Origin of the sequence: Rubritepida flocculans DSM 14296 (assembly GCF_000425365.1) — a bacterium.
GTDB classification, from domain to species: Bacteria; Pseudomonadota; Alphaproteobacteria; order Acetobacterales; family Acetobacteraceae; genus Roseococcus; species Roseococcus flocculans.
On the sequence record NZ_AUDH01000004.1, the window covers coordinates 229,174 to 236,332 of the forward strand.

Genomic DNA, 7,159 nt, shown 5'->3' on the forward strand with positions numbered 1-7,159 from the left:
CATGGCCATCGACAAGTCCATGAACGTGCTCATCGTCGACGACTACAAGACGATGCTGCGCATCATCCGCAACCTGCTCAAGCAGCTCGAGTTCGACAATGTCGAGGAGGCGACGGACGGCGCCGAGGCGCTGGCCAAGCTGCGCGCGGGCAATTTCGGCCTGGTCATCAGCGACTGGAACATGGAGCCGATGACGGGCCTCGACCTGCTGAAGGAGGTGCGCGCCGATTCGCGCCTGAAGAACCTGCCTTTCATCATGGTCACCGCCGAGAGCAAGACCGAGAACGTCGTGGCCGCGAAGCAGGCGGGCGTCTCCAACTACATCGTCAAGCCCTTCAACGCCGAGACGCTGCGCGAGAAGATCGAGAAGGTGCTGGTCCATGCCTGACGGCGATCAGATCGAGAAGGCGGTGCGCCAGGTGCTCGGCACCCTCTCCGGCGACCTGACGGCGACGGAGGCCTCGCTGCTCGCGGAACTCGAGGCGCTGGGCCGCGAGGTCGCGCGCGCCAAGACCGAGATCGCGGCGCTGCGCGTCGAGGACATCAACGAGCGTCACATCCCCAAGGCGACCGACGAGCTGGATGCGGTGGTCGAGCACACGGCGGCCGCGACCAACGAGATCCTCGACGTCTGCGAGGGGCTGGAGAAGCTGCAGTCGGAACTCTCCGGCAAGGCCGCGGACCGGCTGGGTGAGGCGGTGACGCGCATCTACGAGGCGTGCAGCTTCCAGGACATCACCGGCCAGCGCATCACCAAGGTCGTCTCGGCGCTGAAGGTGATCGAGGCGCGGGTGGCGGCCGTCACCGCGCGCTTCGGCGGCGGCGGCGAGGCCCAGCCGCCCGAGCCCGAGACCCCGGCCGAGCCGGTGACCGAGGGCCGCGCGCTGGCCAATGGCCCCCAGCTTCCCGCCGCGGCGGCGAGCCAGGAGGACATCGACCGCCTGCTGGCGAGCTTCGACTGATGCGCGCGCGCGGGATCGGCCTCGGCCTGCTTCTCCTCCTCCTGCTCGCCGGGGCGCCTGCGGGCGCCGAGACGCGGGTGGGCGTGCGCACCGGGGACCATCCGGGCTTCGGGCGCATCGTCTTCGACTGGGCGGCCGCGCCGGCCTATCGGGTGGAGGAGCGGGAGGGCGTGGCGATCCTGCGCTTCCCGCCCGGAGCTGTGGTGGACCTCTCGGGCGCGCGGCGGCTGCCGCGCAACCTGCTCGGCGTGCGGGAGGCCGAGGGCGGCATCGAGCTGCGCCTCGCCCCCGGCGCGCGCCTCCGCCATTTCCGCAACGGGCCCAAGGTGGCGGTGGACATCCTCGACCCGACGCCCGAAACGGCCGCCCCCGCGCGCGCCCAGGCGGCCGCGCCCGCGCCTGCGCCCACGCGCCCCGCCGCGCCGGCCCCGGCCGCGAGGCCACCCGCCGCCGCGCCGGCCGCCGCACCGCCGCCTGCCGTCCCGCCCCCCGCGCGTCCGGCCGAAGCCAGCGCCGCGCCCGCCGCAGCGCGCCTCCAGCCGGCCGAGGCGCTCGTGGCGCCGCGCCCCGCGCCTCCGGCCGCCGCGGCGCCAGCCTCTGCGGTGCCGGCGGCCGCCACGCCCACCCCGACCGCACCCGCGCCCGCCGCGGCGAGCCCGGTGACGCCGCCGCTCGCGGCCCCGGCCATGCCGCGAGCCGAGACGCCGCGCCCGCAACCCGCCGAGGTGCAGCCGGCCCGCCCGGCCGCCGCGCCCGCCGTGACTCCTCCGCCGCCGCACGCCGCTCCGATCCCCGCGCCGGAGGCCCCGCCCATCGCCCGCGCGGCCGAGCCCGCTGCGGCCCGCGCCGCGCCTTCCGCCCCGCCGGCCGCCGTGGCCCCGCCGCCCGCCACCGCCACCCTGCCCAGCCTGGCCGGCCCCGCGCCCATCCGCGCGCGCCTCGTGCCGCGCCCCGGCCTGGCCTCGGCCTTCCGCCTGCCCGGCACGGCGGAGGTGGGGGCCGCCGCCTTCCGCCGCGGCGAGCGCGTGCTCCTCGTGCTCGACACCGAACGCCCGCTCGAACTCGGCACCCTGCCGGCCGACCGCGCCTATCAGGGCGCGGAGGTGCAGCGCCTGCCGGGGGCGGTGGTCCTCTCCTGGCGGCTGCCCGCGGACCAGCGCCTGACCCTGACGCGCGAGAACGGCGACTGGCTGGTCACGCCCGGGCCCCGCCTGAGCGGCGTGATCGAGGCGAACGGCATCCGCCCGCGCGCGGAATCCGGCCTGCTCGTGCTGCCCGCCCCGCGCGCCGCCCGGGTGGTCGCGCTGACCGACGCGCAGACCGGCCTGCCGCTGCTGGTCGGCACGCTGCTGCAGGAAGGGGCGCGCCAGGCCGTGACGCGCAGCCACGCCGAGTTCGACCTGATCGAGACCTTCCTCGGCGCCGCCGTGCTCGCGCGCTCGGACGGCATCGGGCTGCGCGCGGGGGCGGAGCGCTTCGTGCTCGCCGGCGCGGGCAACCCCATGCAGGCGGTGACCGCCGCGATGGAAGGGGCGGCGAGCCTGACGCGCAGCTTCGACTTCCCGGCCGAGCCCGCGCCGGCGCTGCTCGAGCGGCTGCGCGCCCAGCAGGCCGCGCTGGCCGCCGCGCCGCCGCTGCGCCGGGTCGCCTTGCGGCTGCAGGCGGCCGAGACGCTGCTTGCCCTGGGCATGCCGCAGGAGGCGCAGGCCATGCTGCGCGTCGCGGGGCAGGAGAACGCCGAGGCGCTGCAGGATCCGCGGCTGCATTTCCTCTCGGGCGCCGCCGCGCTGCTGGCCGGCCGCGCGGGCGAGGCCTCGGGCCTCGATGCGCCCATGCCGCCCTCGGACGAGGTGATGCTCTGGCGCGCGGCGCGCGAGGCGGTGGAGGGCGAGATGCGCCCCGCCGCCGCGGGCTTCGCCGCCGCCGCGCCCCTACTGCTCGCCTATCCCGAGGGGCTGCGGCGACGGCTTCTGCCGCTGGCCGTCGAGGCGATGGCCGCGGGCGGCGAGCCCGAGGCGGCGCGCCGCCTGCTCGCCCGCGCGGGCGAGGATCCGTCCCTGCTGCTCGCCCAGGCCCTGCTCGCCGAGGCCGAGGGCCAGCAGGAGCGCGCGCTCGAACTCTTCGACGCCGCGGCGAACACGCGCGACCGGCTGATGCGCGCACGCGCGCTGCGCCTCGGCGTGGAGCGCCGCCTCGCCATGGGCCGCCTCGACGTCGAGGGCGCGGCGCAGGCGCTGGAGCGTGCGCTCGGCGCCTGGCGGGGCGATGCGCAGGAGCTGCGCACGCGCGAGCGCATCGCCGCCCTCCGGCGCGAGGCCGGCCAGCCCCGCGCGGCGCTCGAGATGCTGCGCGAGACCGCCCAGTTCTTCCCCGATCAGGCCGCCGCCCTCCGGCCGCGCCTGCAGGAGGCCTTCCTGCACGCGCTGGAGAGCGAGGCGCCGCTGCAGGCGGTCGCGCTGCACGAGGCGCATCCCGAGCTGCTTCCCGCCGGCGAGACGGGACGCGCGGCGCTGGAGCGCCTCGCGCAGCGCCTGATCGCGCTCGACCTCGCCGACCGCGCCGCCGCCATGCTCGCCCGCGCCATGGAGCCGCTGCCGGCGGGCGAGGCGCGCGCGGCCCTGGGCGCCGATCTCGCCGCGCTGCACATGAGCGAGCGCAACGCCGAGGCGGCGCTCGCCGCGCTCGCGGCGAGCGGGGCGCGCGGGCTGTCCGCACCGCTCCTCGAGCGCCGCGCCATCCTCGCCGCCCGCGCCCAGGCTCAGCGCGGCCAGCACGCCAGCGCCGCGGAGGCGCTGGCCGCCCTCGGCCCCGCGGGCGACCGCGCCCTCGCCGATATCCTGATGGACGCGCGCGACCATGCGGGGGCGGCCGCGGCGCTGGCGCGCCACCTTGCCGCCAGCGCGCCGCCGCCGCCCACGCCGCTCTCGGCCGATGCGCAGCGGGACGCGCTGCGGCTTGCGGCGCTGCTCGCCCTCGCCGGCGACGAGGCGGGGCTCGCGCAGCACCGCGCGCGCTTCGCCGGCCGCCTGAGCGAGCCCGCGCTCGCCGAGGGCTTCGAGGCGCTGACGGCCGATCCGGTGCGCGGCCTCGCCGACCTGCCGCGCATCGCGCGCGAGCTCGAGCTCTTCCGCGGGATTCCCGCCCGCCCCGCGCCGCTGCGCACCGCGCAGAGCGCGCCGCGCTGAGCCCTGCGCTGAGGTCGCAGCAGGGCCGCGCGATTTCATTTGACCCCAGGGGCTTCGTGCCCCATACCCCCGCGCCGCTGACCCCAATCGAACCGACGGCCGCGGTGGCCGCACAGCCGATCTCAAGGTCATCTGCTGGTGGGAAAGGGACCCGACATGGACTCTCTCGTCCGACTGGGGATGGACTCGGACTCGCTGCCGAGCAACGCCCAGAACAACACGCACGGCGGCATGTCCGAGCAGAAGGACTACTTCGTCGAGCGCAACGGCGTGCGCTACGCGGGCACGCACCTCATCATCGACCTCTGGGGCGCGACCAACCTCGACGACCCCGGGCACATCGACGCGGTGCTGCGCGATGCGGCCATCGCCACGGGCGCGACGATCCTGCACGGCCACTTCCACCACTTCTCGCCCAATGGCGGCGTGAGCGGCGTGCTGGTGCTGGCGGAGAGCCACGTCTCCATCCACACTTGGCCGGAGCGGGACTACGCGGCGCTCGACATCTTCGTCTGCGGCGAGTGCGATCCTTACAAGGCGATCGAGCATCTCAAGCGCGGCTTCCTGCCCGAGCGCGTGCAGCTCGCCGAGCACAAGCGCGGCCTCATCGGCTGAAGGCGCGGCCTTCGGCGGACGGATCGGGGCCGGGCGGCGACGCCCGGCCCTTCTCTTTGCGGGTGAACGGAGACAGTTCCATGGCGACCGATTCCTGGGTGAACGAGACCCTCTACGCCGAGTGGGGCCAGCGCTTCCTGGTCAAGCGCGAGCTGGCGCGGGTGCAGTCCGCCTTCCAGGACATCATGGTGTTCGAGAGCTTCACGCATGGCCGCGTGATGCTGCTCGACGGCGTGGTGCAGATCACCGAGCGCGACGAGTTCGTCTATCAGGAGATGCTCACCCATGTGCCGCTGCTGGCGCATGGCGCGGCGAAGCGCGTGCTCATTATCGGCGCGGGCGATGGCGGCGTGCTCAGGCGCGTGCTGCAGCACCGCGGCGTCGAGAAGGCGGTGATGGTGGAGATCGACGGCGAGGTGATCCGCCTCGCCAAGGAGCACATGCCCGCCATCGCGGGCGACGCCTGGAACGACCCGCGCGCCGAGGTGATCGTGGGCGACGGCATCGACTATGTGCGCACCGCGCCCGCCGCTTCCTTCGACGTGGTGATCGTGGACAGCACGGACCCGATCGGCGTGGGCGAGGTGCTCTTCACCGACGAGTTCTACGCCAACGCCGCGCGGGTGCTCTCGGAGCGCGGCCTCATCGTGAACCAGTGCGGCGTGCCCTTCATGCAGGCCGAGGAGCTGCGCGAGACGAATCTGCGCCGCGCCAAGTCCTTCCCCGACACCTGGGCGTATGTGGCCGCTGTGCCCACCTATGTGGGGGGCTTCATGACGCTCGGCTGGGCGGCGAAGGATGCCTCGCTGCGCCACCAGGACGCGGCGACCATCCGCGCCCGCGCCGAGGCCGCGGGAATCCTCGGCGCCACGCGCTACTGGACGCCGGAGGTGCATGTCGCCGCCTTCGCGCTGCCGCCCTACATCGCGGAGAACCTGGCGCGCTGAGCCGCGCCAAGAGAAATCGCGATGCAGGCATCGCAAGGCGCTCTGCGCGCTTTGCGATACTCCCGGGGCGGCGGAGGCCCTATCTCCGCGCTCCTTCCGGCCGCTGCCGGCGCCGCGCGCGTGTTCGCGGCGTGAACCCGATGGGGCGCGCGACGTTGTTTCGCGCTGCATCCGCCACCGCCGTGCCGGCCTGCGGGCCGTCCTGGCGGGCCCCCGTCCGGGGGCGGGCGGCCGGTTCACGCCTGGGGGTCCGCCCCGCTCACGTCGTGGCCGGCAGCGGCCGGTTTCCTGTCACTCGTCATCCGGCACGAGCGGCGGCCCGGCCAGCACGCCGCCATCCACCACGATGGTCTGCCCCGTCATGAAGGAGGAGGCGCGCGCGGCGAGGAACACCGCCGCGCCGGCGATCTCGTCGGGCTCGCCGATGCGCAGCAGGGGCGTGTCGCGCGTGCGCTTCTTCAGGTTCGCCGGATCCTCCCACAGCGCGCGGGCGAAATCGGTGCGCACGAGCCCGGGCGCGATGGCGTTCACGCGCACGCCGCGCGGCCCCCACTCCACCGCCAGCGCCCGGGCGAGCTGCATGTCGGCCGCCTTGCTCACGCCGTAGATGCCAAGCCGCGGCGAGCCGCGGAAGCCGCCGATGGAGCTGACGATGATGACGGAGCCCTCGCCGCGCCCGGCCATCTCCGGGATCACCATCTGGCAGAGCCAGAGGTTGGAGCGCACGTTCGCGTTCATGATCCGGTCATAGGCCTCGTCCGGGATCTCCTGGCTCGGGCCGAAATAGGGGTTCACCGCGGCGTTGCAGACCAGGATGTCCACCCGCCCCCAGGCGGCGCGCGTCGCCTCCACCAGCGCGCGCAGCTCCTCCTTGCGGCTGATGTTGCAGGGCACGGCCATGGCCGTGCCGCCGCGCGCGGCGATGGCGGCCACCACCTCCTCGCAGGCCTCCTTCTTGCGGGAGCTGACGACGACCTTCGCGCCGTGTTCCGCCAGCCGCTCGCAGATGGCGCGGCCGATGCCGCGGCTGCCGCCGGTGACGATGGCCACCCGGCCCGTCAGGTCGAACAGGCTGCCCATGCGCTTCCTCCTTCTTGCGTTGCAGGAAGCCTAGACCATTTCCGCATCATCCGTGGATAACCTGAGTGGGCGAAGTGGTTCGCGCACTCTTTCGGTGTGAAGGCGTCGAGGCTCTGGCCGATGGTGTTCCACAAGGCCTCGATGTCCCTGGGCGCGGCCGCGCGGACGAGGTTCTTGAGCTTGGCGAAGACCTGCTCGATGGGGTTCATGTCGGGCGAATAGGGCGGCAGGTGGCGCAGTTCGGCACCGCGCGCCTCGATGGCGGCGCGCACGCCCGGTGACTTGTGGCATCGCAGATTGTCGCAGATCACGATGTCGCCGGGCGCAAGCGCGGGCGCCAGGTGCTGCTCGACATAGGCCCGAAAGGTGA

At 74.7% G+C, this 7,159-nt stretch carries 6 protein-coding genes and 1 pseudogene; 5 read left to right on the forward strand and 2 right to left on the reverse strand.

Annotation, left to right across the window (positions count from 1 at the left end):
• Nucleotide 1 precedes the first annotated feature (1 nt).
• From H596_RS0106560 to speE, 5 genes are all read left to right on the forward strand, one after another.
• The gene (locus tag H596_RS0106560) at nucleotides 2–388 is read left to right on the forward strand and encodes a chemotaxis response regulator CheY (RefSeq protein ID WP_027284205.1); all 387 of its coding nucleotides are present in this window, start codon (nucleotides 2–4) and stop codon (nucleotides 386–388) included.
• Nucleotides 381–962, forward strand: a complete 582-nt coding sequence (locus H596_RS0106565; RefSeq protein ID WP_027284206.1) for a protein phosphatase CheZ — start codon at nucleotides 381–383, stop codon at nucleotides 960–962. The genes H596_RS0106560 and H596_RS0106565 overlap by 8 nt, the downstream gene beginning before the upstream one ends.
• Nucleotides 962–4,147 carry a hypothetical protein gene (locus H596_RS0106570; protein WP_027284207.1) on the forward strand — a complete coding sequence of 1,062 codons (3,186 nt, stop codon included), beginning with the start codon at nucleotides 962–964 and terminating at the stop codon, nucleotides 4,145–4,147. The genes H596_RS0106565 and H596_RS0106570 overlap by 1 nt, the downstream gene beginning before the upstream one ends.
• Nucleotides 4,148–4,303: 156 nt before the next feature.
• The gene (speD, locus tag H596_RS0106575) at nucleotides 4,304–4,762 is read left to right on the forward strand and encodes an adenosylmethionine decarboxylase (protein WP_027284208.1); all 459 of its coding nucleotides are present in this window, start codon (nucleotides 4,304–4,306) and stop codon (nucleotides 4,760–4,762) included.
• Nucleotides 4,763–4,842: 80 nt separating this feature from the next.
• On the forward strand, nucleotides 4,843–5,709 hold the full coding sequence (gene speE / locus H596_RS0106580) for a polyamine aminopropyltransferase (RefSeq protein ID WP_027284209.1): 867 nt from the start codon (nucleotides 4,843–4,845) through the stop codon (nucleotides 5,707–5,709).
• A gap of 291 nt (nucleotides 5,710–6,000) precedes the next feature.
• Here speE and H596_RS0106585 read toward each other — a convergent pair whose 3' ends face one another.
• On the reverse strand, nucleotides 6,001–6,789 hold the full coding sequence (locus H596_RS0106585; protein ID WP_027284210.1) for an SDR family NAD(P)-dependent oxidoreductase: 789 nt from the start codon (nucleotides 6,787–6,789) through the stop codon (nucleotides 6,001–6,003).
• 53 nt (nucleotides 6,790–6,842) lie between these two features.
• Nucleotides 6,843–7,159, reverse strand: a pseudogene (locus H596_RS23320) (transposase); the annotation flags it as partial.

Excerpts from the sequence above, each read along its gene's own strand:
- speE (WP_027284209.1), top strand. The coding sequence starts at position 4,843 with ATGGCGACCGATTCCTGGGTGAACGAGACCCTCTACGCCGAGTGGGGC.
- speD (WP_027284208.1), top strand. The coding sequence starts at position 4,304 with ATGGACTCTCTCGTCCGACTGGGGATGGACTCGGACTCGCTGCCGAGC.
- H596_RS0106585 (WP_027284210.1), bottom strand. The coding sequence starts at position 6,789 with ATGGGCAGCCTGTTCGACCTGACGGGCCGGGTGGCCATCGTCACCGGC.
- H596_RS0106560 (WP_027284205.1), top strand. The coding sequence starts at position 2 with ATGGCCATCGACAAGTCCATGAACGTGCTCATCGTCGACGACTACAAG.
- H596_RS0106565 (WP_027284206.1), top strand. The coding sequence starts at position 381 with ATGCCTGACGGCGATCAGATCGAGAAGGCGGTGCGCCAGGTGCTCGGC.
- H596_RS0106570 (WP_027284207.1), top strand. The coding sequence starts at position 962 with ATGCGCGCGCGCGGGATCGGCCTCGGCCTGCTTCTCCTCCTCCTGCTC.